Annotated in this window: 25 protein-coding genes and 1 pseudogene; 20 read left to right on the top strand and 6 right to left on the bottom strand. The window is 70.6% G+C overall.

Features of this window, described 5'->3' with window-relative positions; all coding sequences use genetic code 11:
- Positions 1-88 precede the first annotated feature (88 nt).
- From ACZ69Q_RS44755 to ACZ69Q_RS44740, 4 genes are all read left to right on the top strand, one after another.
- The gene (locus tag ACZ69Q_RS44755) at positions 89-1,099 is read left to right on the top strand and encodes an ABC transporter permease (RefSeq protein ID WP_471054500.1); all 1,011 of its coding nucleotides are present in this window, start codon (positions 89-91) and stop codon (positions 1,097-1,099) included.
- Positions 1,096-2,178, top strand: coding sequence for an ABC transporter ATP-binding protein (locus ACZ69Q_RS44750; RefSeq protein ID WP_471054499.1), 1,083 nt, complete (start codon positions 1,096-1,098; stop codon positions 2,176-2,178). Before ACZ69Q_RS44755 ends, ACZ69Q_RS44750 begins: the two co-directional genes overlap by 4 nt.
- Positions 2,175-3,503: an ABC transporter ATP-binding protein gene (locus ACZ69Q_RS44745; RefSeq protein WP_471054498.1), complete on the top strand. Its 1,329-nt coding sequence runs from the start codon at positions 2,175-2,177 to the stop codon at positions 3,501-3,503. Before ACZ69Q_RS44750 ends, ACZ69Q_RS44745 begins: the two co-directional genes overlap by 4 nt.
- A gap of 63 nt (positions 3,504-3,566) precedes the next feature.
- On the top strand, positions 3,567-4,223 hold the full coding sequence (locus ACZ69Q_RS44740; RefSeq protein ID WP_471054512.1) for a trimeric intracellular cation channel family protein: 657 nt from the start codon (positions 3,567-3,569) through the stop codon (positions 4,221-4,223).
- Here ACZ69Q_RS44740 and ACZ69Q_RS44735 read toward each other — a convergent pair.
- Entirely contained in the window at positions 4,132-5,370 is a 1,239-nt protein-coding gene (locus tag ACZ69Q_RS44735) for an alpha/beta hydrolase (protein WP_471054496.1), read from the bottom strand. The genes ACZ69Q_RS44740 and ACZ69Q_RS44735 overlap by 92 nt on opposite strands.
- Positions 5,371-5,494: 124 nt before the next feature.
- Here ACZ69Q_RS44735 and ACZ69Q_RS44730 point away from each other — a divergent pair, with 124 nt between their 5' ends.
- Positions 5,495-6,361, top strand: coding sequence for a thioesterase family protein (locus ACZ69Q_RS44730; RefSeq protein WP_471054495.1), 867 nt, complete (start codon positions 5,495-5,497; stop codon positions 6,359-6,361).
- Positions 6,362-7,081: 720 nt separating this feature from the next.
- On the opposite strand, the gene ACZ69Q_RS44725 is transcribed toward ACZ69Q_RS44730, so the two are convergent.
- Positions 7,082-7,708, bottom strand: a complete 627-nt coding sequence (locus tag ACZ69Q_RS44725) for a TetR family transcriptional regulator (protein WP_471054493.1) — start codon at positions 7,706-7,708, stop codon at positions 7,082-7,084.
- Positions 7,709-7,852: 144 nt separating this feature from the next.
- Here ACZ69Q_RS44725 and ACZ69Q_RS44720 point away from each other — a divergent pair, with 144 nt between their 5' ends.
- The 3 genes from ACZ69Q_RS44720 to ACZ69Q_RS44710 all read left to right on the top strand — a co-directional run bounded on the left by ACZ69Q_RS44720 (position 7,853) and on the right by ACZ69Q_RS44710 (position 9,631).
- The gene (locus ACZ69Q_RS44720; RefSeq protein ID WP_030963311.1) at positions 7,853-8,005 is read left to right on the top strand and encodes a hypothetical protein; all 153 of its coding nucleotides are present in this window, start codon (positions 7,853-7,855) and stop codon (positions 8,003-8,005) included.
- Positions 8,006-8,048: 43 nt separating this feature from the next.
- A complete protein-coding gene (locus ACZ69Q_RS44715) occupies positions 8,049-8,327 on the top strand; it encodes a DUF4190 domain-containing protein (RefSeq protein WP_471054492.1) in 279 nt (92 codons plus the stop codon).
- A gap of 128 nt (positions 8,328-8,455) precedes the next feature.
- The gene (locus tag ACZ69Q_RS44710; RefSeq protein ID WP_471054490.1) at positions 8,456-9,631 is read left to right on the top strand and encodes a cysteine desulfurase family protein; all 1,176 of its coding nucleotides are present in this window, start codon (positions 8,456-8,458) and stop codon (positions 9,629-9,631) included.
- Between the two features lie 4 nt (positions 9,632-9,635).
- Here the strand turns inward: ACZ69Q_RS44710 and ACZ69Q_RS44705 are convergent, their stop codons facing one another.
- Entirely contained in the window at positions 9,636-10,301 is a 666-nt protein-coding gene (locus tag ACZ69Q_RS44705; protein WP_471054489.1) for an N-acetylmuramoyl-L-alanine amidase, read from the bottom strand.
- Between the two features lie 60 nt (positions 10,302-10,361).
- Between ACZ69Q_RS44705 and mnmA the strand changes: the two genes are divergently transcribed.
- Positions 10,362-11,492 carry a tRNA 2-thiouridine(34) synthase MnmA gene (gene mnmA / locus ACZ69Q_RS44700; protein ID WP_471054487.1) on the top strand — a complete coding sequence of 377 codons (1,131 nt, stop codon included), beginning with the start codon at positions 10,362-10,364 and terminating at the stop codon, positions 11,490-11,492.
- 84 nt (positions 11,493-11,576) lie between these two features.
- Here mnmA and ACZ69Q_RS44695 read toward each other — a convergent pair whose 3' ends face one another.
- Positions 11,577-12,356, bottom strand: coding sequence for an alpha/beta fold hydrolase (locus tag ACZ69Q_RS44695; RefSeq protein WP_471054485.1), 780 nt, complete (start codon positions 12,354-12,356; stop codon positions 11,577-11,579).
- 37 nt (positions 12,357-12,393) lie between these two features.
- Positions 12,394-12,717, bottom strand: a pseudogene (locus ACZ69Q_RS44690) (DUF427 domain-containing protein).
- 51 nt (positions 12,718-12,768) lie between these two features.
- Between ACZ69Q_RS44690 and ACZ69Q_RS44685 the strand changes: the two are divergent.
- The 5 genes from ACZ69Q_RS44685 to ACZ69Q_RS44665 all read left to right on the top strand — a co-directional run bounded on the left by ACZ69Q_RS44685 (position 12,769) and on the right by ACZ69Q_RS44665 (position 19,821).
- Positions 12,769-13,332: an LOG family protein gene (locus tag ACZ69Q_RS44685; protein WP_471054483.1), complete on the top strand. Its 564-nt coding sequence runs from the start codon at positions 12,769-12,771 to the stop codon at positions 13,330-13,332.
- An 18-nt stretch (positions 13,333-13,350) separates the two neighbouring features.
- Entirely contained in the window at positions 13,351-14,049 is a 699-nt protein-coding gene (locus ACZ69Q_RS44680; RefSeq protein ID WP_471054482.1) for an SDR family oxidoreductase, read from the top strand.
- Positions 14,050-14,099: 50 nt separating this feature from the next.
- A complete protein-coding gene (locus tag ACZ69Q_RS44675) occupies positions 14,100-15,107 on the top strand; it encodes a methionine synthase (protein ID WP_471054480.1) in 1,008 nt (335 codons plus the stop codon).
- Positions 15,108-15,121: 14 nt separating this feature from the next.
- The gene (gene ligA, locus ACZ69Q_RS44670) at positions 15,122-17,314 is read left to right on the top strand and encodes an NAD-dependent DNA ligase LigA (RefSeq protein WP_471054479.1); all 2,193 of its coding nucleotides are present in this window, start codon (positions 15,122-15,124) and stop codon (positions 17,312-17,314) included.
- Positions 17,315-17,586: 272 nt separating this feature from the next.
- Entirely contained in the window at positions 17,587-19,821 is a 2,235-nt protein-coding gene (locus ACZ69Q_RS44665; protein ID WP_471054477.1) for a putative bifunctional diguanylate cyclase/phosphodiesterase, read from the top strand.
- A gap of 106 nt (positions 19,822-19,927) precedes the next feature.
- Here the strand turns inward: ACZ69Q_RS44665 and ACZ69Q_RS44660 are convergent, their stop codons facing one another.
- Positions 19,928-20,515, bottom strand: coding sequence for a TetR/AcrR family transcriptional regulator (locus ACZ69Q_RS44660; protein ID WP_471054475.1), 588 nt, complete (start codon positions 20,513-20,515; stop codon positions 19,928-19,930).
- A gap of 87 nt (positions 20,516-20,602) precedes the next feature.
- On the opposite strand from ACZ69Q_RS44660, the gene ACZ69Q_RS44655 reads away from it, so the two are divergent.
- From ACZ69Q_RS44655 to gatB, 6 genes are all read left to right on the top strand, one after another.
- Complete coding sequence (locus ACZ69Q_RS44655) at positions 20,603-20,974, top strand: DUF4267 domain-containing protein (protein WP_471054473.1); 372 nt, start codon at positions 20,603-20,605, stop codon at positions 20,972-20,974.
- A 36-nt stretch (positions 20,975-21,010) separates the two neighbouring features.
- Positions 21,011-21,505, top strand: coding sequence for a cupin domain-containing protein (locus ACZ69Q_RS44650; protein WP_471054471.1), 495 nt, complete (start codon positions 21,011-21,013; stop codon positions 21,503-21,505).
- Positions 21,506-21,785: 280 nt separating this feature from the next.
- Entirely contained in the window at positions 21,786-22,082 is a 297-nt protein-coding gene (gatC, locus tag ACZ69Q_RS44645; protein WP_007384860.1) for an Asp-tRNA(Asn)/Glu-tRNA(Gln) amidotransferase subunit GatC, read from the top strand.
- 5 nt (positions 22,083-22,087) lie between these two features.
- A complete protein-coding gene (gene gatA / locus ACZ69Q_RS44640) occupies positions 22,088-23,590 on the top strand; it encodes an Asp-tRNA(Asn)/Glu-tRNA(Gln) amidotransferase subunit GatA (RefSeq protein WP_471054469.1) in 1,503 nt (500 codons plus the stop codon).
- Positions 23,587-23,826 (top strand): hypothetical protein, encoded by a 240-nt coding sequence (locus tag ACZ69Q_RS44635; protein ID WP_147993895.1) that lies wholly within the window; start codon positions 23,587-23,589, stop codon positions 23,824-23,826. Before gatA ends, ACZ69Q_RS44635 begins: the two co-directional genes overlap by 4 nt.
- Before the next feature lie 15 nt (positions 23,827-23,841).
- Positions 23,842-25,356, top strand: a complete 1,515-nt coding sequence (gene gatB / locus ACZ69Q_RS44630) for an Asp-tRNA(Asn)/Glu-tRNA(Gln) amidotransferase subunit GatB (protein ID WP_471054467.1) — start codon at positions 23,842-23,844, stop codon at positions 25,354-25,356.
- The last annotated feature ends 6 nt before the right edge of the window (positions 25,357-25,362 follow it).

Below are 25,362 nucleotides of genomic sequence, written 5' to 3'. Positions count from 1 at the left end.
CAAGGCCGGATCCCCCTGAAAGGCAGGTGAAGGCACCGGACGGCCGGGGCGGGCACAACCCGCCCCGGCTGATCGGAGCCGTACAGCTGTGGCTGCGTACATCATCCGACGCGTCTTCGGCGCGATACTGTTGCTGCTGGTGGTCAGCGCAGTCACTTTCGCGATCTTCTTCCTGGTGCCACGCCTCGGTGGCCAGACCGCCGACCAACTGGCCACGCAGTATGTCGGCAAGGACGCCAACCCCGAGTCCGTTGCCGCCATCAAGCGGAACCTGGGGCTGGACCAGCCCATCGCCGTCCAGTACTGGGACTACATCAAGGGCCTCGTCGCGGGCGCCGACTACAAGTTCGGTCCCGACGCCACCCGTTGTGACGCCCCGTGCTTCGGCTACTCCTTCAAGAGTCACGTCGAGGTGTGGCCCCAGCTCACGGAGCGGATCCCGGTCTCCTTCTCGCTGGCCGTCGGTGCCGCCGTGATCTGGCTGATCTTCGGCGTCACGACCGGCGTGATCTCCGCGCTGCGCAAGGGCAAGCCCATCGACCGCATCTCGATGTTCATCGCCCTCGCCGGCGTCTCCCTCCCGATCTTCTTCACCGGTCAGGTGCTCAACGCCCTGTTCGTGTACGAGATCCCCATCTGGGACGCCATCGAGTACGTCCCGTTCACCGAGAACCCCGCCGACTGGGCCTGGCATCTGATCCTGCCCTGGGTCAGCCTCGCCTTCCTCTTCTCCGCGCTCTACGCCCGACTCACCCGGGCGGGCATGCTGGAGACGATGGGCGAGGACTACATCAGAACGGCCAGGGCCAAGGGTCTCAAGGAGACCACGGTCGTAGCCAAGCACGGCCTGCGTGCCGCGCTGACCCCGATCGTCACCATCTTCGGCATGGACTTCGGCACCCTCGTCGGCTCCGCAGTGCTCACCGAGACCGTCTTCTCCTTGCAGGGCATCGGTGCCTACGCGGTTCAGTCCATCAAGGACAACGACCTGCCCATCGTGATGGGCGTGACCCTGGTCGCCGCGTTCTTCATCGTCTTCTGCAATCTCGTCGTCGACCTGGTGTACGCCGCCATCGACCCCCGGGTGAGGTACTCGTGAGCAAGCTCGACAAAGCGGCACTCGGCGAACCCGCCGCAGCCGCCCCGTCCGACACGGACGGCGCCTTCCTTTCGGTACGCGATCTGCGTATCCACTTCAACACGGACGACGGTCTGGTCAAGTCCGTCGACGGCGTCAGCTTCGACGTGCAGCGGGGCAAGACCCTGGGCATCGTCGGCGAGTCCGGCTCCGGCAAGTCCGTCACCTCGCTCGGCGTGATGGGCCTGCACCGCTCGGCCAACGCCAAGGTCGCCGGTGAAGTCTGGCTGGACGGCCAGGAGTTGATCACCGCCGACCCCGACGACGTACGCCGGCTGCGCGGCCGCAAGATGGCGATGATCTTCCAGGACCCGCTGTCCGCGATGCACCCGTACTACTCGGTCGGGCAGCAGATCGTCGAGGCGTACCGGGTCCACCACAAGGTCAGCAAGAAGGAGGCCCGCAAGCGGGCCGTCGAGATGCTGGACCGGGTGGGCATCCCCGAGCCCGACAAGCGCGTCGACGGCTTCCCGCACGAGTTCTCCGGCGGTATGCGCCAGCGCGCCATGATCGCCATGGCGCTGGTGAACAACCCCGAGCTGCTCATCGCCGACGAGCCGACCACCGCCCTGGACGTCACCGTGCAGGCGCAGATCCTCGACCTGATCCGGGACCTGCAGAAGGAGTTCGGCTCCGCGGTCATCATGATCACGCACGACCTGGGCGTCGTCGCCGAGATGGCCGACGACCTGCTGGTCATGTACGGCGGCCGGTGCGTGGAGCGCGGCCCCGCCGAGGAGGTCTTCTCCGAGCCCCGCCACCCCTACACCTGGGGCCTGCTCGGCTCGATGCCGCGCCTGGACCGCGACGAGACCGACCGCCTCATCCCGATCAAGGGCTCCCCGCCCTCCCTGATCAACGTCCCGTCCGGCTGCGCCTTCAACCCGCGCTGCCCGTACGCCGACATCCCGAAGGACAACGTCACCCGCACGGTCCGCCCCGAGCTGACCGAGGTCGGCGAGCGGCACTGGGCCGCCTGCCACATGGGCCAGGAGCAGCGGGAGCGTATCTGGACCGAAGAGATTGCGCCGAAGCTGTGAGCGAAGACAAAGCGGTGAAGATTCCCGCGCAGGGCGGCACCCTCACGGAGGACGGTGCCGCCGACGGCGAGATCCTGCTCAAGGTGACCGGGCTTCAGAAGCACTTCCCGATCCGCAAGGGCCTGCTCCAGCGGCAGACCGGCGCGGTGCGCGCGGTCGACGGCATCGACTTCGAGGTGCGCAAGGGCGAGACGCTGGGCGTCGTCGGCGAGTCGGGCTGCGGCAAGTCGACGATGGGCCGGCTGATCACCCGGCTGCTCGAACCGACCGGCGGCACCGTGGAGTTCGAGGGCAAGGACATCACGCACCTCGGCGTCGGGCAGATGCGCCCGATGCGCCGTGACGTGCAGATGATCTTCCAGGACCCGTACTCCTCGCTGAACCCCCGGCACACCATCGGCACGATCGTCGGCGCCCCCTTCAGGCTCCAGGGCGTCGCGCCCGAGGGCGGGGTGAAGAAGGAGGTCCAGCGGCTGCTGTCGGTGGTCGGCCTGAACCCCGAGCACTACAACCGCTATCCGCACGAGTTCTCCGGCGGTCAGCGCCAGCGCATCGGCATCGCGCGTGCCCTCGCGCTCAACCCCAAGCTGGTCGTGGCCGACGAGCCGGTCTCCGCCCTGGACGTGTCGATCCAGGCGCAGGTCGTGAACCTGCTGGACGACCTCCAGGAGGAGCTCGGCCTCACGTACGTGATCATCGCCCACGACCTGTCGGTGGTGCGGCACGTCTCGGACCGCATCGCGGTGATGTACCTCGGCAAGATCGTCGAGCTCGCCGACCGTGAGTCGCTGTACAAGGCGCCGATGCACCCGTACACCAAGGCCCTGCTGTCGGCGGTGCCGATCCCGGACCCCAAGCGCCGGGGCGTCAAGAGCGAGCGGATCCTGCTCCGCGGCGACGTGCCCTCGCCGATCTCCCCGCCGAGCGGCTGCCGCTTCCACACGCGGTGCTGGAAGGCGACGGAGATCTGCCGGACGACGGAGCCGCCGCTGGTGGAGCTGCGGCCCGGCCAGCGCGTGGCGTGCCACCACCCCGAGAACTTCGAGGACCAGCAGCCGCAGGACACCGTCCTGCTGTCCGTCGCCAAGGAGGCGGCGGAGCTGGTGGCCGACGAGGTGCTCGCGGAGTCGGCGGCCACTTCGGCCGCGGTCGCGGCGGTCACGGCGGAGGTGACGCAGACCACGTCCGAGGCCTCCGAGGAGGAGACCGGCGAGGCCGAGGCGACCTCCGAAGAGGCCGATGAGTCGGCGGATGAGTCGGCCGATGACGCGGCCGGGTCTTCCGCGGAGGCCGGGGAGTCTTCCGCCGAAACCACCGAGAAGTAACCCAACCCGGGCCCCTGCCTTCCTTTGCAAGGCGGGGGCTCGGTGCTGGGCGAGAATGTACGGGTGCTCCAGCAACTGTTCAGCCCGTCCGTCCAGCACACGCTCGACCTGATCGGCATCTTCGTCTTCGCGATCTCCGGCGCCCTGCTGGCCGTCCGCAAGAACTTCGACGTCTTCGGCATCGCCGTCCTCGCCGAGGTCACGGCTCTCGGCGGCGGGCTCTTCAGGGACGTGGTCATCGGCGCCGTGCCCCCGGCCGCGTTCACGGACCTGGGGTACTTCCTCACCCCGCTGCTCGCCGCGCTCCTGGTGTTCTTCCTCCACCCGCACGTGGAGCGCATCCAGACCGGCGTGAACGTCTTCGACGCCGCGGGCCTCGGCCTGTTCTGCGTCGCCGGGACGACGAAGGCGTACGACTACGGCCTCAACCTCACCGCCTCCGTCGCCCTGGGCCTCGCGACCGCCGTGGGCGGCGGTGTGCTGCGCGACGTCCTGGCCAACGAGGTGCCGTCACTGCTGCGCTGGGACCGCGACCTGTACGCGGTCCCGGCGATCGTCGGCGCCACGATGACCGTCCTGTGCATCCACTACGACGCCCTCAACCCGTTCACCAGCACGCTCGCGGCCGTCACGGCCTTCGTACTGCGTCTGCTGGCGATGCGATTCCACTGGCGAGCTCCGCGTGCCTGGAACCGCCGGTCGACGGTGCGAGAGGAGTAGTCCCCGGCGTCGTAAGGGCCCGGTTCCCGTCGCGCATCACCTCGGTCAGCCAGCGGAACGCGGGCACGACCTGCGGCTTCCACAGCGCCATGGTGTGGCCGCCGGCGTCGGTCGGGACGAACACGACGTTCACGGTCGTGGGCGCCTTCGCGATCCGCTTGAGGGCCATGGCCGCCTCGTACCCGTCGTTCGGCTGACCGGAGAGGTACAGCGCGACACGCGGCGGGACCCGGGCGTCCTTCAGGAGCATGTACGGGTTGTTCGCCGCCCGCAGCGCCCGGGACTTGCCGGCCAGCGACTGGGGCACCGCGACGGGGTCGTTGTAGCCGGACATGCTGACCGCGGCCCGGTAGCGGTCGGGGTGGGCGACGGCGAGCTTCGCCGCACAGTGCGCGCCCGCCGAGTACCCGGCGACCGCCCAGCCGTCCGGCGCGGCCTGGGCCCGGAAGTTGTCCCTGACCATCTTCGGCACATCGATGCTGAGCCAGCTATCGGCGTTGACCTTGCCGGGGATGTTCGCGCAGCCGGTGTCCTTGCCGGGCAGCAGCGTGGTGCGCGGCGAGACGATGATGAACGGCTCGATCTGCCCGCTGCGCATCAGCGGCGCCAGTTGCTGGGGCGCGTCCATCGTGCCGTACCAGGCCTTCGACGAGCCCGGATACCCCGGCAGCACCTCGACGACCGGGAACCTGTGCTTGCGGTAGGCGGGCTCGTGGTACTGCGGCGGCAGCCAGACGTTGACCTCGGCGTGCACCCCGGACACCTGGCCCTTGAGCTGTGTGACGAGCACCCCGCCCTCCGCGCGCATGCCCGGCCCCTTGGCCTGCTTGAAGGTCTGCCGGACCTTGGGCAGCTTCTCCAGCGCGATCCCGCCGGTGCCGTTCGCCCCGAGGTCGGCGGCCTCGTGCACATGGTCGCTGGTGCCGAGCAGGTCGCCCCAGTTGTCGTACAACTGGTTGGAGTTGTTGACCAGTGTGAAGACCAGTGCGACGGCCGTGCCCTGGGCGAAGAGCACCATCAGCACCCGGGCGGCGGCCCGCACGATCTTGGGTCCGCGCACCCGCGGCCACAGGGCGAGCGGCAGCGCCACGGCGACGACGCACAGGACGACGAGCGTGTAGAGGAACGGGGTCCCGGTGAGACTCATGTCCTGATAGAGGGGGAGATCGGGCCCGCGGTTTCGGGCGAGCCGGACACTTGCCGAAAAGTTGCCCGGATCTCACCAGATTCAAAAGCTACCGCTTAGTAGTTTGCTGTTGTACCGTTCATCCATGCCAGAAGCAGCCTCTGCCGCGACGGCCCTGCGGGCCGCGATCGGCGACAGCGAGTTCGACCGCGACACCGCGCTCACCCGCCGCGAACCCGGCGTCTACGACATCGACCTCTCCGCCGGCTGGACCATCATCAGCGCCGTCAACGGCGGCTATCTGCTGGCAGTTCTCGGCCGCGCCCTCGCGGACGCCTTGCCGCACGACGACCCCTTCACGATCTCCGCGCACTACCTCACCGCCTCCCAGCCGGGCCCGGCGGTCGTCCGCACGGACGTGGTGCGCACGGGCCGGACCCTGTCGACCGGGCAGGCCTCGCTCTTCCAGTACGACGAGCAGGGCCGCGAGGTCGAGCGGATCCGCGTCCTCGCCTCCTACGGCGACCTGGACTCCCTCCCCGACGACGTCCGTACGACGGCCCAGCCGCCCGCGATCCCGCCGATGGAGCACTGCTTCGGCCCCGAGGACGGCCCCGCCCCCGTCGACGGCAGCTCGGCCATTGCCGACCGGCTGATGCTCAAGCTCGACCCGTCCACCCTGGGCTGGGCGCTCGGGCAGCCCTCCGGCAAGGGCGAGATGCGCGCCTGGTTCGGCCTGGCCGACGGCCGGGACGCCGACCCCTTCTCGCTGCTCCTCGCGGTGGACGCGCTGCCTCCGACCGCCTTCGAGATCGGCATCTCCGGCTGGGTCCCCACGGTCGAACTGACCGTCCACATACGCTGCCGTCCGGCTCCCGGCCCGCTGCGGGTGTCGATCACCACCCGCAACCTCGCCGGCGGCTTCCTGGAGGAGGACGCGGAGGTCTGGGACAGCGCGGACCGGCTCGTGGCCCAGTCGCGGCAGCTCGCCCGGGTGAGGCTCGCGCGCTGAAGCGCCCCGAAAGGGTGCGGGGAGCCGCGCGACAGGCCGCAGGCAACCCGCGGTCGCACACGAACGGTCGCGGCTGCCCGTCAGGCGCACAGGCCGCCGACAGCGGATCCTCAAGTAGGCCCTAACCGGGGTTGGTTGAGTTCCCGCTCCAGGACTTTCCTCGTCTTCCATGGAGCGGTCTCTCATGAAGCGTGCGCGTCTCCTCCCCGCCGTGGCCCTGCTGGCGCTCTCGCCCCTGGCCCTGGTGGCCTGCGGGTCCGGCGACTCGTCATCGACATCGAACAGCGGCGGCTCCGGGCAGCGGCAGTCGTGCCAACAGCCGTCGGGCACGCCCTCGGGCATGCCGAGCGGGGCGCCGTCCGGTGCGCCTTCGGCCGGTGCTGCCGGTGCCTCCGGTGCGCCGTCGGGTGCGCCGAGCGGTGCTCCCGGTGGTGCGCCGAGCGGTGCTCCCAGTGGTGCTCCGGGCGGTGCTCCCAGTGGTGTACCGGGCGGGGGCCAGGGTGGTCCCGGTGGGGGACAGGGTGGCGGCTGCGGCGGCGGTCCGGGCGGCGGCCAGGGCGGCGGGGCGGCGCCCAGCGGTGCCCCGAGTGGTGCCCCGAGTGCGGCGGCCTCCGCGACCAAGAGCTGACGCGCGACGCGGTACGGCACGGATGAGGGCGGTACTCCCGGTGACCGGGGGTGCCGCCCTCATCGTGCTGCCGGTGCGCGTCCGCCGTCGTTTCAGTCCAGCCAGTGCTCACGGCCGATGCTGATCAGCCGCATCCTCCGGGTCGCGGCCTGGGCGACGCTGTGCCGCTCGTTCTCCGGTGCCTCCAGGGCGTCCAGGAACAGGGAGGCCGTGATCAGCATCTGGTCGACGTAGAGGTGGGCGAGCATGAGGAGGTCCTCTTCGTTCCAGCCCTCGGAGAGCGGGTCCTTGGCGAGCGCCTCCTTCACCTCGTCGGCGAAACGGGCCAGTTGGTCCTGGATCGCCTTTCGTACGGACTGCACTCCGCTGTGCCGCTCGCGGGCGATGAAGCGCACATGGGCCGGATGCGTCTCGACGTGGCCGGCGATCAACTCGATGGCCCGCTCTATGCGTCGGTCGCTGTCGCCGACCGAGGAGACGATCGTGCGGATCATGGGGTGCAGACTGCCCAGGGCCTCCTCGACCAGGGCGACGCCGAGGTCGGCCGTGGAGCGGAAGTGCCGGTAGAAGGCGGTCGGGGCGACGCCGACGGCTCGGGTGACCTCGCGCAGGCCCAGGCTGCTCAGGCTCTGCTCCTCCAGCAGTCCCAACGCCGCGTCCAGCAGCGCCTGTCGGGTTTTCTGTTTCTGTGCCTGCCGAAGGCCGAGGGTGTGACTCATACCATGCAGTTAACAACTGTTCTCTGGAATTGAAAAGCCGTGAGGGGCGCTAGACTTGGAGTCAGTGAACAACTGTTACTACAACTGTTCACCGAAACGTAACGAGAGAGATCGTCGCAAGAGATCTCGGAGGGGGTCCGACCCATGCTGTTCCTCGTCGCCGCGCTCCTGCTGCTGGGCGTGGTGCTGGGCGCCGTCGCCCACGCACCGCTCGCCTTCACCGTCGTCGCAGCCGGCGTGATCGCCGTCTGGCTGGCCGTCTTCGCCGCCCGCGAGCGTCACGCCCGCCGCAACTGACCTCATCGACCGGACCGAACCGACACATCGGGAGCTGACACTCATGCACCTCACCGCACCGGCCGCCGCCCGCCCCACCGCGCGCAGCCGCACCCGCGACGCCGACGGCATGGCCGTGGCGTCCTTCATCCTCGGCCTGCTCGGCCTGCTGGTCTTCAACCTCTTCCTCGGCCCGACCGCCATCGTCCTGGCCGCCGCCGCCCTGTGGCGTGGCACCGGCCGCAAGGGCCGGGCGTACCTGGGCATGGGGCTGGGCGTCGCCGACCTGCTGGTCCTGCTCGCGTTCATCCAGATGGACAGCACGCTTTCCTGGAGCTTCTAGGGGCAGTCGTCGCGCACGGCGACGAGGGCTACGACTCCGGCGGCGAAGCCGCAAGGGCGCACCCCCGGCCGCAACCGGCCAACCTTGACACGAGGTCTCTTACCGGTGCCCCTAGAATCGTGGCCACCATGGCTTACCTCGACCACGCCGCGACGACCCCCATGCTCCCGGAGGCGGCAGAGGCGCTGACCGCCCAGCTAGGCGTCACCGGCAACGCCTCCTCCCTCCACACATCCGGCCGCCGCGCGAGGCGCACCGTCGAGGAGGCCCGCGAGACCCTCGCGGAAGCGCTCGGCGCCCGCCCCAGCGAGGTCGTCCTCACCTCCGGCGGCACCGAGGCCGACAACCTCGCGGTCAAGGGCCTCTACTGGTCCCGCCGAGACGCCGACCCGGCACGGGCCCGCACCCGCGTCCTGGCCAGCCCCGTCGAACACCACGCCGTCCTCGACGCCGTCCACTGGCTCGGCGAACACGAGGGCGCCACGATCGAGTACCTCCCGGTCGACTCCCACGGACGCGTCCACCCGGACGCCCTGCGCGAAGCGATCGCCCGCGACCCCCACGACGTCGCCCTGGCCACCGTGATGTGGGCCAACAACGAGATTGGCACCATCATGCCGATCCGTGAACTGGCCGACGTGGCAAGGGAGTTCGACGTCCCCTTGCACGCCGACGCGGTCCAGGCCTTCGGCCAGGTCCCCGTCGACTTCGCGGGCTCCGGCCTCGCCGCGATGACCGTCTCCGGCCACAAGATCGGCGGCCCGTACGGCATCGGCGCGCTGCTGCTCGGCCGCGACCAGACCCCCGTACCCGTCCTGCACGGCGGCGGCCAGGAACGCCACGTCCGCTCCGGCACCCTCGACGTCCCCGCCATCGCCTCCTTCGCGGTCGCCGGCCGCCTCGCCGCCGAACAGCGCGAGTGGTTCGCCCGGGAGATCGGCGCCCTGCGCGACGCCCTCGTCGAAGCGGTCCGTACGGCGGTCCCGGACGCGATCCTCGGCGGCGACCCGGCACCCGGCGGCCGCCTCCCCGCCAACGCCCACTTCACCTTCCCGGGCTGCGAAGGAGACTCCCTGCTCCTGCTGCTGGACGCCCAGGGCATCGAGTGCTCCACCGGCTCCGCCTGCACCGCGGGCGTCGCCCAGCCCAGCCACGTCCTGCTGGCCACCGGCACCGACCCGGACCTGGCCCGCGGCACCCTGCGCTTCTCCCTCGGCCACACCTCCACGGAGGCCGACATCGAAGCGGTCGCCAAGGCCATCGGCCCGGCGGTGGAACGCGCGCGGGCGGCCGGACTCACATAGAGCGTTACGCGGGCGACGTGCGCGCCGCCCGCACGAGCTTCATGTACCGGTCCCAGTCCCAGTGCTTGCCGGGGTCCGTGTGGTCGGTCCCCGGCACCTCCACGTGCCCGATGATGTGCTCGCGGTCGACGGGGATGTCGTAGCGCGCGCATATCCGGGCCGTCAGGCGCGCCGACGCCTCGTACATCTCGTCGGTGAGGTCCTGGGGCCGCTCCACGAAGCCCTCGTGCTCGATGCCCACACTGCGCTCGTTGTAGTCGCGGTTGCCCGCGTGGTACGCCACGTCCAGCTCGCGGATCATCTGCGTGATGCGGCCGTCCTTGCGCACGATGTAGTGCGCGGCCGCCCCGTGCTCCGGGTCCTGGAACACCTTCACCGCGCTGTCGAAGCTGCCCTGGGTGACATGGATGACCACCATGTCTATGCCGTAGTCGTCGGGCCGGTCCGCCCGCCGCCAGTTCGCGTCCGACGCCGCCACCCAGCGCGCGCCCGCGAAGTCGACCTCGCCCTCCTTGCGCGGCTTCTCCACGCCCGGCACCCGCCACCACAGGCGCGCCAGCTCGTCGCGGGCCAGCACCGCCGAGCCCACCGCGGCCGCCGTCCCGCCGATGAGCAACGCACGACGCCCGACCTTCCGGTCGCCGTCCTTCGGAGCCTTCCGCTGTCCCATGTGATCGTCAACGGATACTCGGGGGCCCTGGTTCCCGCGCCCCCTTACCCTGGAAGGGTTATGACTGACACCGTGCAGCCCTCCCGCCCCCTCCGCGTCCTCGCCGCCATGTCCGGCGGGGTCGACTCCGCCGTCGCCGCCGCCCGCGCGGCCGAAGCCGGCCACGACGTCACCGGCGTCCACCTCGCGCTCTCCGCGAACCCTCAATCCTTCCGCACGGGCGCGCGGGGCTGTTGCACCATCGAGGACTCCCGCGACGCCCGCCGCGCCGCCGACGTCATCGGCATCCCGTTCTACGTGTGGGACCTTGCTGACCGCTTCCGCGAGGACGTGGTCGAGGACTTCATCGCCGAGTACGAGGCCGGCCGCACCCCGAACCCCTGCCTGCGCTGCAACGAGAAGATCAAGTTCGCCGCCCTGCTCGACAAGGCGCTGGCCCTCGGCTTCGACGCCGTCTGCACCGGCCACTACGCCACCGTCGTGCTGAACGAGGACGGCACCCGCGAGCTGCACCGGGCCTCCGACATGGCCAAGGACCAGTCGTACGTCCTCGGCGTCCTGGACGAGAAGCAGCTCGCGCACGCGATGTTCCCGCTCGGCGACACGCTGACCACGAAGGACGAGATCCGCGCGGAGGCCGAGCGCCGTGGCCTCGCCGTCGCCAAGAAGCCCGACTCGCACGACATCTGCTTCATCGCCGACGGAGACACCCAGGGCTTCCTCGCGAACCGCCTCGGCAAGGCGGAGGGCGACATCGTCGACGAGTCGGGAGCCAAGCTCGGCACCCACGAGGGCGCGTTCGGCTTCACCATCGGCCAGCGCAAGGGCCTGCGCATCGGCACTCCGGCCGCCGACGGCAAGCCGCGCTACGTCCTCGACATCTCACCGGTGAACAACACGGTGACGGTCGGCCCGGCGGCCTCCTTGGACGTCAGCGCCCTCACCGCCGTCAAGCCCCGCTGGTGCGGCGCCGCCCCGACCGGCCCCGGCACCTACACCGCCCAGCTCCGCGCCCACGGCGGCGAGACCGAGGTGACCGCCGAGCTCGTCGACGGCACCATGGAGGTCACCTTCACCGAGCCGGTCCGCGGCGTCGCCCCCGGCCAGGCGATCGTCCTGTACGACGGCACGCGCGTGGTGGGCTCGGCGACGATCGCGTCCACGGCACGGGCGACACCGACGGCCGTCTGAGGCGGCGACCCGAACGCCGACGGGACCACCCGGTCACTTCGCGTGTGCCGCCGACGACGACCGGCACCCGTCGGGACCGCCCGGTCACTTCGCGAAGAACTCCGTCAGCACCGGCGCGATCACGTCCGGCTCCACCGTGTGGGTCTGCCCCTCAAGAATTCGGTACGACCCGCCCGGCACCGTCTGCGCCACCGCGTGTGCCGCCTCGTGCAGCCACGCGGGGCTGGCGCTGCCCGCGACGGCCAGTACCGGCGCGGTGATCGACGCGAGCCGGTCCCGGGGCACCAGGCCGTCGCCCATGACGGCGTTGTCGTAGGCCAGGCTCGGCGCGATCGTCTCCATCCCGGCCCACATGGGGGACTGACGGGCGCCCTGGATCATCTGCTCGGCCATCCCGGTCAGCCGCAGGAACAGCTCGACGGCGTCCCCGCGGCGGCCCTCGTCCAGCGCCTCGGTCAGCCGCTCGGTGTACTCCGCGCGCTCCTGAGCACCGCCCTCGTAGACGGCGAACGGCACCTCGTAGACCGCGACCTGACGCACCGGCAGCCCGCTCGCCGCCGCCCGGAGCACCAGCGCGCCGCCCGAGGAGGTGCCGTACAGCGCCGCCTCACCGCCCACCGCGTCGATCAGCGCGGCGAGATCCTCGACCTCGCGCTCCACCGCGTACGGGGACGCCTCACCGCTCTCGCCACGCCCGCGCCGGTCGTACACGACGACTCTGAACCGCTCCGACAGGGGCACGGCCAACGGCGCCACCGTGCCCCCGGTCGACATCGCCCCACTGACGAGGATCACTGCCGGGCCGTCACCGCTGGTCTCGTACGCGATGGACGTGCCGTCGGCTGAATCGATGTGTTTGTCCATGTCTGTGGAGATTGCCGTACGGCGCGGAACTAATCGTTCACGACACTTCGAGTTCGTAGAAGCACAGGTGGTCCTTGATCTCGGCCACGTCCGGCTTCGGGTCCGGGTACGATCAGACGAGGTCCGGCGCGTCCGGGAGCGACCAGTAGGACGCCGTTCCCTTGAAGGGGCAGTAGGTGTGGGTGTCGGAGGGGGTCAGCAGGTCCAGCCGTACGTCCTCGGCGGGGATGTAGTAGCGCGCGGGACAGCCCGTCTCGCGCAGGACGAGGGCGCGGTCGCTCTCCGCGAGGACCTGGTCGCCGTGAACGGCCCGCACGCGTCGCGTGCCCTGCTCGATCGTGATCGTGTGTCCATCAGCCATACCGGGGAAAGCGCTCGCGGGCGCCGGGTTCTTCCCGCGTACGGTGGCTGCATGCGAATCTGCGTCTTCCTCTCCGCCGCCGACCTCGACGACCGCTACACGCGCCCCGCGCGCGACTTCGCGAAACTGCTGGGCAAGGGCGGGCACACGCTCGTGTGGGGCGGTTCCGACGTCGGGCTGATGAAGGTGGTCGCGGACGGGGTGCAGGAGGCGGGCGGACGGCTCGCCGGGGTCTCCGTGGAGTTCCTGTCCGCCAAGGTCCGTCCGGGGGTCGACGAGATGGTGATCGCCAAGGACCTCGCCGAGCGCAAGCGGCTGCTGATGGAGAAGGCCGATGCCGTGGTGATCATGGTCGGCGGCACGGGCACGCTTGACGAGGCCACCGAGATCCTGGAGCTGAAGAAGCACGGCCACACGGACAAGCCGGTCGTCCTGCTCAACACCGCGGGCTTCTACGACGGCCTCAAGGAGCAGTTCCGCCGCATGGAGGACGAGGGCTTCCTACCCCGCCCGCTGGCCGATCTGGTGTTCTTCGCGGAGGAGCCGGCCGGGGCGCTGGCGTACCTGGAGACCGAGACGTCAGCGGCTCCCGCCGTGGACCGGGGCGTGGAGTGAACCTCCGTTGATGCGAGCATGGCGGGCATGGCTACACATGTGATCACCGGAGCCGGCTCCGGCATCGGCGCGGCCGTCGCCCACCGCCTGCACGCGCGCGGGGACGAACTCGTGCTCCACGCGCGCGACGCGGGCCGTGCGAAGGAACTGGCGGCGGAGTTCCCCGGCGCGCGGACCCTGGTCGGCGACCTGGCGGACCCGGACAAGCTGTCCTGGGCCTTCTCCCACCAGTCGCTCCCGGACCGGGTGGACTCCCTGCTCCACATCGCCGGAGTCGTGGACCTCGGCCCGGTGGGCGAGCTGACCCCGAAGACCTGGCGCCACCAGCTCAACGTCAATCTGATCGCTCCCGCGGAACTGACCCGCCACTTCCTCCCGCAACTCCGCGCCGCCCGCGGTCATGTGGTCTTCGTGAACTCCGGCGCCGGTCTCAACGCCCACGCCGAGTGGTCCGCATACGCCGCGTCCAAGCACGGCCTCAAGGCCCTCGCGGACTCGCTGCGCCACGAGGAACACGCGGCCGGCGTGCGCGTCACCTCGGTCTACCCCGGCCGCACGGCGAGCCCCATGCAGGCCAAGGTCCACCAGCAGGAGGGCAAGGAGTACGACGCCGCGAGGTGGATCGACCCCGAGTCGGTGGCGACGACGATCCTGATGGCCCTGGACCTTCCCGGGGACGCCGAGATCAACGACCTGACGGTGCGGCCGGGACGCTGACCGGGCCGGACGGTTGAAGACCGGTGCCGCGGGTTGCATAGGCTTCCGGGGTGAGTGAAAACAGCCCGTTCACCTTCGCCCCCGCCACCGGTATCGGCTCGTTGCCGGGCGGCGACGCCCGTGAGGCCGCCAGGACCGCCACCGGGTCCTTCGAGGACTTCCCGTTCCTCGCCGAACTGCCCGCCCGTGGGCCCGGCGCCGACATGATCGGACGGACCGCCGGGATGCTCGTCGAGCTGTACGCGCGCGTGGAGCCCAGCGGCTGGCGGATCGGGGACCGGCCGGGGCGGGACACCAGGCGGGCCCGGTCCTGGCTGGGGGAGGACCTCGACGCGCTGGAGGAGTTCACCCAGGACTACGAAGGGCTGCTCAAGGTCCAGGCCGTGGGGCCCTGGACCCTGGCCGCCGCGCTGGAGCTGAGGAACGGCGAGGTCGCGCTCGGCGACGCCGGCGCCTGCCGCGACCTCGCCGCCTCCCTCGCCGAGGGACTTCGGCAGCATCTCGCGGAGGTCCGCCGCCGCGTCCCCGGCGCCCGGGTCGTGCTGCAACTCGACGAGCCCTCCCTCGTCGCCGTCCTGCGCGGGCAGGTGAGGACCGCCAGCGGGTACCGGACCCACCGTGCCGTGGACCGGCAGATCGTGGAGGCCAGGCTCCGCGACGCCGTCGGGGTTCACGGCGACGGCCCGGTCGTGGTCCACTCGTGCGCACCGGACGTCCCGTTCGCCCTGCTTCGCCGGGCGGGCGCGGCGGCGATCTCCTTCGACTTCTCCCTCCTCACCGAGCGTGACGACGACGCGATCGGCGAGGCGGTGGAATCGGGTACCCGGCTCTTCACCGGTGTCGTCCCGGGCACGGACGGCCCATTGTCAGACCCTGCCGGTAGCGTCATGGGTGTCAGGACGCTGTGGCGCAGGCTGGGGCTGTCACCGGGGCTTCTCGCGGAGGCGGTCACTCTCACGCCGTCGTGCGGACTCGCGGGGGCTTCTCCCGAGTACGCGCGCCAGGCTCTCGCCCACTGCGTCCGGGCGGCGAGATCCCTCGCGGACAACCCAGAGTAACGGGAGGAAACACGGTGGCCGGCGACAAGCAAGCGGAGACGACGGTGCCCACCGAGGCACGGGAGCAGCACGCGAAGCTCGCTGAGCAGATCGAGGAGCACCGCTTCCGGTACTACGTGAACGACGCCCCGGTCGTCAGCGACGCGGAGTTCGACGAGCTGCTGCGCACCCTCGAAGCGCTGGAGGACGAGTATCCGGAGCTGCGCACGCCGGACTCGCCGACGCAGAAGGTGTCCGTCGAGTTCGCCACCGACCTGGCCGAGGTCGAGCACCGCGAGCGCATGCTCTCCCTCGACAACGTCTTCGACGACGCCGGGCTCGCCGCCTGGGCCGAGCGTGTGCACAAGGACGTCGGCACCCCCGGGTACCACTTCCTGTGCGAGCTCAAGGTCGACGGCCTCGCGGTGAACCTGACGTACGAGAACGGCAGGCTGACCCGCGCGGCCACCCGCGGTACGGGCCGGATCGGCGAGGACATCACACCCAATGTCATGACGATCGCGGAGATTCCGCACCGGCTGACGGGCGACCACGTTCCGGGGCTCGTCGAGATCCGCGGCGAGGTCTACTTCCCGATGGAGGCCTTCGAGGCGCTCAACGCACGCCGTGTGGCGGCCGGCGAGAAGCCGTACGCCAACCCGCGCAACTCCGCCTCCGGTTCGCTGCGGCAGAAGGACCCGAAGGTCACCGCGACCCTTCCGCTGCACATGGTCGTCCACGGCATCGGCGCCCTGGAGGGCTTCGAGGGCCTGACCCGCCTGTCCGAGGCGTATGACCTGCTCAAGTCCTGGGGCCTGCCCACCTCCACCCACAACAGAGTCGTCGACGACCTCGACGGCGTCCGCGAGTTCATCGCGCACTACGGCGAGAACCGCCACTCCGTGGAGCACGAGATCGACGGAGTGGTCGTCAAGCTCGACGAGATCCCGCTCCAGGGCCGCCTCGGCTCCACCTCGCGCGCCCCGCGCTGGGCCATCGCGTACAAGTACGCGCCGGAAGAGGTCAACACCAAGCTCGTCAACATCCGCGTGGGCGTCGGCCGCACCGGACGGGTCACGCCGTACGCCCAGGTCGAGCCGGTCACGGTCGCGGGCTCCGAGGTCGAGTTCGCCACCCTGCACAACCAGGACGTGGTCAAGGCCAAGGGCGTCCTCATCGGCGACACGGTGGTGCTGCGCAAGGCCGGTGAGGTCATTCCGGAGATCCTCGGACCCGTCGTCGACCTGCGCGACGGCAGCGAGCGCGAGTTCGTGATGCCGTCCGAGTGCCCGGAGTGCGGCACGGCGCTCAGGCCCATGAAGGAGGGCGACGTCGACCTGCGCTGCCCGAACGCCCGCTCCTGCCCGGCGCAGTTGCGTGAGCGGCTGTTCTACCTCGCGGGCCGCAAGGCACTGGACATCGAGCACTTCGGCTATGTCGCCGCCGCCGCGCTCACCAAGCCGCTGGAGCCGGCCGAGCCGCCGCTGGTGGACGAGGGCGACCTGTTCGACCTGACCGCGGAGCAGTTGCTGCCCATCAAGGCGTACGTCCTCGACCAGGACAGCGGCCTGCCCAAGCGCGACCCGAAGACCGGCGAGGAGAAGATCGCCACGGTCTTCGCCAACCAGCAGGGTGAGCTCAAGAAGAACGCGGTCTCGATGCTGGAGTTCATCGCCGCCGCCAAGGAGCGCCCGCTGGCCCGCATCCTCACCGGCCTGTCGATCCGTCATGTCGGCCCGGTCGCCGCCGAGGCGCTGGCCCGTGAGTTCCGTTCCATCGACCGCATCGAGCAGGCGAGCGAGGAGGAGCTGGCGAGCACCGACGGAGTCGGGTCGATCATCGCCGCCTCGCTCAAGGAGTGGTTCGCCGAGGACTGGCACCAGGAGATCCTGCGCAAGTGGCGGGCGGCCGGCGTCCGCATGGAGGAGGAGGGCTCCGGGGAGGACGTGGGGCCGCGCCCGCTGGAGGGGCTCACGGTCGTCGTCACCGGCACACTGGAGCACTTCACGCGCGACGGTGCGAAGGACGCGCTCCAGAGCCGTGGCGCGAAGGTAACCGGTTCCGTTTCGAAAAAGACATCTTTTGTTGTGGTTGGCGACAACCCGGGATCCAAGTACGACAAGGCCATGCAGCTCAAGGTGCCTGTTCTGAATGAAAGCGGCTTCAACGTCCTGCTGGAACAGGGGCCGGACGCGGCGGCCGAAGTTGCCCTCCCCGTAGAGGAGTAACGGTTGAAGGCCACCCGATCGGCGCATACCAGATGCATACGGGTGGCTGGGGCGCATTCGGGCAACCGTCGACGACCGCTGCCCGTGGAAGCCTTCTGCGGCCTACTGTTGAGATGTGCGCCTGCCGTGCCCCGCTGCGGTTGGGGCATCCCCTTGCTCTTGCAGGGCTTTGAAGAGTGAGGGGAAGGGCTTTCCAACGCGGTGCCGTTGAAGGTCGTTTTCGGGCATCGGGCCGCGTGGCGTGGGCACCGCCGGCTGTGAGAGGGACGGGAATGGAACCGACCGAGAGCGCCGCCCCGAACTCACGGTTGCGCCGGCTCGCCGGCGCATGGCGAGGGTGGGCGGCGCGGACCGCGGAGCGTTCGCGCGCGGAAAGAGGCACAGGGGGCGCCGTCGGGCCGCCCACCGTCATGGACGGCCGCACCGCCGTACAGATCGGCGTCGAGCCCACCGGCGGGCCGGCGCACCCCGACCACGAACACCATCTGTCCTGGCCCGCGTTGCCCGCGGCGGTCGTCGCGGCGGCCGCATTCGTCCTCGGCGCCGGCTTCTACCGGGCGTTCACGGACCACCACGCCCTCTTCCCGTCCGGCACGGTCGGCTGGTCGCTGGCCGTGCTCACCGGCGTCATCGTCGGCCATCTGGTCGCCCTCGGCCGCGCCCGCTGGTGGGGCGGCACCGGCTCCGGCGCGGCCCTCACCCTCGCCGTGCTGATGCTGTACGGCTGGGTGCCCGCCGGCATGGTCAGCCTCACGGTCGTCGTCCTGGTGGGCGTGGCCCGCCGCAACCGCTGGCGCCAGGGCCTGCTGCACGGCGCGGTGGACATCCTCGGCATCGCCGCCGGAGCCCTCGTACTGGCCGCCTTCGGCCGGGTGCCCACCGTCGAGAACCCCTGGAACCCGGACACCTGGACCCTCTACACCGCCCCGGGCGTGGTGCTGGTCGCCGCCGCCTACCTCGCGGTCACCCGCGTCCTGCTCTGGTACCTCCACGCCCAGCGCGGCGGCCTGCCCACCGTGGAGCGCACCGCACTGGTCCGACAGGGCCTGGTCGCGGTCGCGCTGCTCGGCATCACACCGCTGGTGTGCGTCGTCGCCATCGCCAAGCCCCTGCTGCTGCCGCTGTTCGCCATTCCGCTCGTCGCCCTCGACTCCACCCTGTGGATAGCCCGGGCCCGGGCGGAGGAGCAGTTGCGTGACCCGCTGACCGGGCTGCCCAACCGGCAGTGGCTGCTGGAACGCATCTGGACCGCGCTCGACGACGCCGAGCGCATCGGCGCCCGCTCCGCCCTGATGCTGATCGACCTCGACCGGTTCCGGTCGGTCAATGACACGCTCGGTCATCTGGCCGGTGACCGGCTGCTGTTGCAGATAGCGGACCGGCTCCGGCTCGCCCTGCCGCGCGGAGCGGAGGCCGCGCGGCTCGGCGGCGACGAGTTCGCCGTCTTACTGCCCGTCGCCGACTCCACGACGTCCGCGACCCGGGTCGCGCGCGGTCTCGTCACCGCCCTGAGCTCCCCGCTCGACCTCGACGGCCTGACCCTGGTCCTGGAGGCCAGCGCCGGCGTCGCCGTCTTCCCGGACCACGCCCTCGACGCCGAGGGGCTGCTGCGGCGCGCGGACGTGGCGATGTACCAGGCGAAGCGGGACCGCACCGGCGTGGAGGTCTACGAGTCCAAGCGCGACTCGAACACCCCCGACCGGCTGGGCCTGCTGGGGGATCTGCGCCGAGCCCTCGACGCGCACGAGGTCGAACTGCACTACCAGCCCAAGGTCCGCTTCGACGGCCAGGTCGCGGGGCTGGAGGCTCTCGTGAGGTGGGTGCACCCGGAGCGGGGGAGGGTGCCTCCGGACGAGTTCATAGCGATCGCCGAGTCGTCGGGGCTGATGCCCCATCTGACGGAGTACGTGCTGGAGACGGCGCTGGGGCAGGTGGCCCGGTGGCGGGCCCAGGGGCTGTTCGTGCCCGTGGCGGTCAACGTCTCGCCGCGTGACGTCCACACCCCCGGGTTCGCGGGCTCCGTCGCCGCGCGGCTCGCCCGGCACGGTGTCCCCGCGGGAGCGCTCCAACTGGAGATAACGGAACACGTCCTGCTGGAGGACCCGCAGCGGGCCGCGGACACGCTGGCCGGGCTGACCGGGCACGGCGTGAAGATGTCCCTGGACGACTTCGGCACGGGGTACTCCTCGCTCGTGCATCTCAGACGGCTGCCGGTGAGCGAGCTGAAGATCGACCGGTCGTTCGTGGCCCGGCTCGCGGTGGACAACGAGGACGCCGAGATCGTGCGCTGCACGGTGGACCTGGCGCACTCGCTGGGCCTGCTCGTGGTCGCCGAGGGCGTCGAGGACGACGAGACCTGGGAGCGGCTGCGGGACCTGGGCTGCGACGCCGTACAGGGGTGGCTGGTGGCCGCCGCGATGCCGCCCGAGGAGACGACGGCGTGGCTGCGGGCGCGAGGGTCGCGGGGGTGGCAGCGGCCGCGCGCGGCACTGCCGGCCGCCGAGTAGGTCTCCTGTGAGCGCCGCGAGGAGTGGTGCGGCGGCTGCGGCGCCGTCGTGGCTGGTCGCGCAGTTCCCCGCGCCCCTTTAGGGCGTCGACCGGGCGCCGTCCTGCCTAGCGCCCTGCCCCTGCCGTGAAGTGCCCGATCAGTAGCGCCAGCCGCTGCTCATGAGCGACCTCCGGCAGCCGGCCGCTGCGCATCAGTGTGACCAGCCCATGTAGCCCCGCCCAATACGTCTCCGTCAGCACCCCCAGGTCCTCGCCCTCCCCGGCGATCGGCTCCACCGCAGCCGCGATTTCCCCGAAGGCCCGTTTCAGCGGCTCCGGGGCCTCGTCCGTGGCGAACGGCAGGTCCACCCGGTACGTGAACATGGCGTCGTAGAGCGCCGGTCGCCGTCGGCCGAACGCCGTGTACGTCTCGCCCACCGCCGTCAGCGCCGCGCGCGTGCCCTTCGCCGCCGTACGGGCCGTGCGCAGTTCCTCCGCAAGGTCGGCGCAGCCCTGCACCGCCACCGCCGCCATGATCGCGTCCTTGCCCTTGAAGTGGCTGTAGAGGACCGGCTGGCTGTACTCGATCTCCGCCGCGAGGCGGCGGGTCGTGACCGCGTCCCAGCCTTCCGACTCCGCGAGTTCCCGTGCGGCCGTGACGATCAGCCGCTCGCGTTCCGCTCGTTCGCGCTCTTTGCGCGTCTGGATCGACATGCCAGGAATTCTAGCAGTGCTAGCGCATCTGTCGATGCTCTGCTAGCTTCGCTCTTGTCCCTAGCGACGCTAGCGAGGAGTCAAGCCATGACCGTGACCGCGTACACCCTGGCCATCGTGCTCAACCTGTTCTGCCTGTTCCTCGGCTACCGGTTCCTGCTCCAGCCCGCCTCCGCCGCCACCGGCTACGGCGTCCCGGCCCGGCCGGAGGGCGACGCCGGCGCCTATCTCTCCGTCAAGGGCCTGCGGGACGGCACCTTCGGCGTGGTGGGCCTGGTGCTGCTGTTCTTCGCCGGCGCCCGCGCCGAGGCCTGGTTCATGCTCGCCGTGGCACTCGTCCCGCTCTTCGACACACTGATAGTGCTGCGGAACGGCGGCGCGAAGGCGACGGCCTTCGGGATCCACTTCGCCACGGCGGTCGTCGTCCTCATCAGTGCCGTCCTGCTCTTCCTCGTCTGAACACGTCAACACGTCATCGCACCGGGGGTTCGAGACATGTCGCTGTTCGTTCCGAAGTTCGACGAGTCCGTGATCGTGCGTGAGGCCGAGGCCGAAGTCGTCGGCCGGGCGCCCACCACCGTGCGGCTGCTGGCCGACAGCAGTCGGACCGGCGGCGCGCTGTCCACCCAGCGCGTCACGCTCACGGGCGGCGCCGACGGCGCCAAACCGCACTGGCACGACAACTCCGCCGAGATGTTCTTCCTGCTCGACGGCGCCGCCGAGATCCTCTCCGGCGACGACGTCGTCACCGCGGGCCCCGGCGACCTGGTCGTCGTGCCGCCCGGCAAACCGCACGCCTTCGCCGCCGTGCCGGGCGCCGACGCCGACATCCTGATCGTCATCACACCCGGCGTCGAGCGCTTCGAGTACTTCCGCCACCTCCGGCGCATCGCCCTCGGCGAGGCCACCGTCGAGAGCCTGCTGGAGGTGCAGGACCTGTACGACAACCACTTCATGAGGAGCGAGGTCTGGGACGGCCGGCGCGGGTGAGCGGAGGCCGTCCGGCGCGGGGCCGGGAAACCGTTTCACGGCCACCGGCCCCCGCCCCATAGGATTGGGGCTAGTCGTCCCGTTCCCGTCTGTCGCGCGACGCCCGGCACGCACGCTCGCCGCGTTGCCGAATCGTCCACGTGGCTCCGCCACGAGGACGCTCCGGCGCCTTGCGATCGGCACGCACCGGACGCCGCGCGACCCGCCCTTCGGGCGGACGACGGGAACGGGACGACTAGCCCCAGCCCCAAACCACACACTCACCCCAGAGGATCGCTGCATGCCTGGCATCACGCGCGAGGAGGTCGCCCACCTCGCACGGCTGGCGCGTCTGGAGCTGAAGCCCGAAGAGCTCGAGCACTTCGCGGGACAGCTTGACGACATCATCGGCGCGGTCGCACGCGTCAGCGAGGTCGCCGACCAAGACGTACCGCCGACCTCGCACCCGCTCCCGCTGACGAATGTCATGCGGGCGGACGAGGTCCGTCCGTCGCTCACCCCCGAGCAGGCGCTCTCCGGCGCCCCGGCCCAGGAGCAGCAGCGTTTCAAGGTGCCGCAGATCCTGGGGGAGGACTAATCGCCATGACGGACAACGTCAACATCATCAAGCTGACGGCCGCCGAGACCGCCGAGAAGATCGCCTCCGGCGAGCTCACGGCCGTACAGGTCACCGAGGCCCACCTCGCCCGCATCGAGGCCGTCGACGAGAAGGTGCACGCCTTCCTGCACGTCGACCGTGAGGGCGCCCTCGCCCAGGCCCGCGCCGTCGACGACAAGCGCGCCAGGGGCGAGAAGCTCGGCCCGCTGGCCGGCGTCCCGCTCGCGCTGAAGGACATCTTCACCACCGAGGGCATTCCGACGACCGTCGGCTCGAAGATCCTTGAGGGTTGGATTCCGCCGTACGACGCCACCCTCACCAAGCGCCTGAAGGCCGCCGACGTCGTCATCCTCGGCAAGACCAACATGGACGAGTTCGCCATGGGGTCCTCCACCGAGAACAGCGCCTACGGCCCGACCGGCAACCCGTGGGACCTCACCAAGATCCCCGGCGGTTCGGGCGGCGGCTCCTCCGCCGCGCTCGCCTCCTTCCAGGCCCCCCTCGCCATCGGCACCGACACCGGCGGCTCTATCCGCCAGCCGGCCGCCGTCACCGGCACGGTGGGCGTGAAGCCGACGTACGGCGCGGTCTCCCGCTTCGGCATGGTGGCGTTCTCCTCCTCCCTCGACCAGGGCGGCCCCTGCGCCCGTACGGTCCTGGACGCGGCCCTGCTGCACGAGGTCATCGCCGGGCACGACCCGCTCGACTCCACCTCCATCGACGCCCCGGTCCCGCCGGTCGTCGAGGCCGCCCGCAACGGCAGCGTCGAGGGCATGCGCGTCGGTGTCGTCAAGCAGTTCCGTGGCGAGGGCTACCAGGCCGGCGTCATCCAGCGCTTCGACGAGTCCGTCGAGGTGCTGAAGGAGCTGGGCGCCGAGATCGTCGAGCTGGACTGCCCGTCCTTCGACCTCGCCCTGTCGGCGTACTACCTGATCGCGCCCTCCGAGTGCTCCTCCAACCTCGCCCGCTTCGACGGCCTGCGCTACGGCCTGCGGAGCGGCGACGACGGCACGCACTCCGCCGAAGAGGTCACCTCCCTCACCCGTGAGGCGGGCTTCGGCCCCGAGGTCAAGCGCCGCATCATGCTCGGCACGTACGCGCTCTCCAGCGGGTACTACGACGCGTACTACGGCAGCGCCCAGAAGGTCCGCACGCTCATCACGCGCGACTTCGAGAAGGCCTTCGAGCAGGTCGACGTCATCGTCTCCCCGACGACCCCGACCACCGCCTTCGCGATCGGCGAGCGCGCCGACGACCCCATGGCGATGTACCTCGCCGACCTGTGCACCATCCCCACCAACCTCGCGGGCAACGCGGCCATGTCGCTGCCCTGCGGTCTCGCCCCGGAGGACAACCTCCCCGTCGGTCTGCAGATCATCGCCCCGGCGCTGAAGGACGACCGTCTTTACAAGGTCGGGGCGGCCGTCGAGGCGGCCTTCGTGGAAAAGTGGGGGCACCCGCTCCTCGAGGAGGCACCGTCGCTGTGAGCAAGCTGTCCAAGGCCAAGGACTTCAAGAAGTCCAAGTCCGGTCTGTACCTGTCCATGGCCACCACCGCGTTCGGTGCGGTCAGTGTCGCCAAGCAGGCCAAGAAGGCCCGCGTGGAGAGCGACACGCTGCGCCTGATCGACGCCGCCGTGTCCGCCGCCGCCATCGCCACCGGCCTCGCCATCCTCTACCGCGAGCTGAAGCGGCTGGGCGACGACGACGTCCTGCTGGGCTGAGAGGGAAGTTTCACCGTGACCACCACGACCGACCTGGTGTCGTACGAGGACGCGCTGGCGTCGTACGACCCCGTCATGGGCCTCGAGGTCCATGTCGAACTCGGCACCAAGACCAAGATGTTCTGCGGCTGTTCGACCGAGCTCGGTCAGGACGCCAACACGCAGACCTGCCCCACCTGCCTCGGCCTGCCCGGCGCGCTCCCGGTCGTCAACGCGACCGGCGTCGAGTCGGCGATCAAGATCGGTCTCGCGCTGAACTGCGAGATCGCCGAGTGGTGCCGCTTCGCCCGGAAGAACTACTTCTATCCGGACATGCCGAAGAACTTCCAGACCTCCCAGTACGACGAGCCGATCGCCTTCAACGGCTACCTCGACGTGCAGCTCGAGGACGGCGAGACCTTCCGGGTGGAGATCGAGCGCGCCCACATGGAGGAGGACACCGGCAAGTCGACGCACGTCGGCGGCGCGACGGGCCGTATCCACGGCGCCTCGCACTCGCTGCTCGACTACAACCGCGCCGGCATCCCGCTCATCGAGATCGTCACCAAGCCGATCGAGGGCGCGGGCGAGCGTGCTCCCGAGGTGGCGAAGGCGTACGTCCGTGAGCTGCGCGAGCTCATCCGGGCGCTCGGCGTCTCCGAGGCCCGTATGGAGATGGGCCAGATGCGCTGCGACGTGAACCTGTCGCTGCGCCCGAACGGCACCGAGAAGTTCGGCACCCGCTCCGAGACGAAGAACGTCAACTCGCTGCGGTCCGTGGAGCGCGCGGCCCGCTTCGAGATCCAGCGGCACGCGGCCGTGCTGTCGTCCGGCGGCACGATCATCCAGGAGACCCGCCACTTCCACGAGGACACGGGGTCCACGACCTCGGGCCGCGTGAAGGAGGAGGCCGAGGACTACCGGTACTTCCCCGAGCCGGACCTCGTTCCGGTGGCCCCCTCGCGCGAGTGGGTCGAGGAGATCCGCTCCGGTCTGCCGGAGCTGCCGCTGGTCCGCCGCAACCGTCTCCTCGCGGAGTGGGGCATCTCGGCCACCGAGATGCAGGCGATCCTCAACGCCGGTGCGCTGGACCCGATCGTCGCGACGATCGACGCCGGTGCCGACGCCGCCTCCGCCCGCAAGTGGTGGATGGGTGAACTGGCGCGCAGCGCCAACGAGTCCGCCAAGTCGCTGGACGAGCTGGCCATCACGCCCGCGCAGGTCGCGCGCGTGACCGAGCTGGTCTCGAAGGGCGACCTCAACGACAAGCTGGCCCGTCAGGTCATCGAGGGCGTCCTCGCGGGCGAAGGCACCCCGGACGAGGTCGTCGAGAAGCGCGGTCTGAAGGTCGTGTCGGACGAGGGTGCTCTCGGCACCGCCGTCGACGAGGCCATCGCCGGCAACCCGGGCATCGCCGACAAGATCCGCTCCGGCAAGGTCGCCGCGGCCGGCGCCCTGGTCGGCGCGGTCATGAAGGCGACCCGTGGTCAGGCCGACGCGGCCCGCGTCAAGGAGCTGATCCTGGAGAAGCTCGGCGTCAGCGAGGGCTGAGCCGGT

The sequence above is a fragment of the Streptomyces sp. NPDC036764 genome, assembly GCF_055609385.1.
Note: the sequence above shows the minus strand (reverse complement) of the source record. Positions and strands in the feature narration are given on the sequence as shown.